The organism is Streptomyces sp. YS-3 (assembly GCF_045257485.1).
Taxonomy (GTDB): Bacteria; Actinomycetota; Actinomycetes; order Streptomycetales; family Streptomycetaceae; genus Streptomyces.
The window spans coordinates 1-1,107 of the sequence record NZ_JBJHPC010001053.1; the positions used below are offsets into that span (position 1 = coordinate 1).

Below are 1,107 nucleotides of genomic sequence, written 5' to 3' on the forward strand. Positions count from 1 at the left end.
GCCCACCTCGACCTGTACGGAGGCCGCGTAGGTGCCGGGCTTGAGGCGGGCCGCCCGCACCTGGACGGCGACCTCCACGGCCGCCAACTTCGTCGCCGCCGACCGCAAGCACGGCACCCGCTTCCAGCGGATGTTCACCCCCTTCACGGTCCCCGACGGCGGTGGCCCGGTCGAGCTGCGCCTGTGCGCCGAGGCGGGGGAGGCCCGGGTGCGGTTCGACAACGTCCGGATCGTGCCCGCCCGGCCCACCGCGAAGGAGGGCGCGCTGGTGTACGAGGACTTCGAGAACGTGCCGCAGGGCTGGGGCGTCTTCGTCAAGGGCGACGCGGGCGGCGCCACCGACCCCCGCACCCACATCGCGCAGCGGCACGCCCCGTACACCCAGCGGGGCTGGAACGGGAAGGCGATCGACGATGTGATCGACGGCGGCCAGTCGCTCAAGTCGCGCGGCGAGAACGAGGGTCTGGTCTACCGGACCGTGCCCTTCACCGTCCGCTTCCTGCCCGGCAGGCGCTACCGCGTGACCTTCCGGTACGCCTGTGAGAAGGCCGGACAGTACGCGTGGGTCACGGCCGTCGACGAGGGCTCCGGCACCCGCGAGCTGAGCCGGGAGGTGTTCGGGGCGGCGACCGGACCGACCGTGTTCACCTACGAGTTCACGGCCCCCGCGAGCGGCGAGGCATGGGTCGGGCTGCGCAAGACCGGGGACGACGGGACGGCGGAGTTCACGCTGGACGCGTTCGAGGTGCGCGAGGCGTAGCCGGGGGAACAGGGAGCTGCCCCGCCCCCCGGAGGGAGGCGGGGCAGCGGCCGGACCGGGTGGAGGAGAGGCGCGGCCCGGACGGTTCCCCGGCGGTTCCGGGGCTAGTGGAACGTCACTTCCGCGCCCGTCGTGTCCTCCGCCTCGGCCTCCCACACCCACACCTCGTTGGCCCGCTCCCGCAGCACCGCCCCGGGGACGTGGAGGGACCGCTGCGGACCGGTGTTCCAGTACCGCCCGAGGCAGAAGCCGTTGACCCAGACGAACCCCCGGACCAGACCGCGCGGTTCCAGACGCGCGTCGCCCGCGTCCGGGGCGTCGAACGTGCCCCGGAACAGCCCCCGCCC

General features: G+C 74.0%; 2 pseudogenes. One reads left to right on the forward strand and one right to left on the reverse strand.

What is annotated here, in order from left to right:
• Positions 1–52: 52 nt before the first annotated feature.
• A pseudogene (locus tag ACJA3G_RS37420) lies at positions 53–760 on the forward strand (hypothetical protein); the annotation flags it as partial.
• Between the two features lie 104 nt (positions 761–864).
• Here the strand turns inward: ACJA3G_RS37420 and ACJA3G_RS37425 are convergent.
• Positions 865–1,107 (reverse strand): annotated as a pseudogene (locus ACJA3G_RS37425) (beta-galactosidase); the annotation flags it as partial.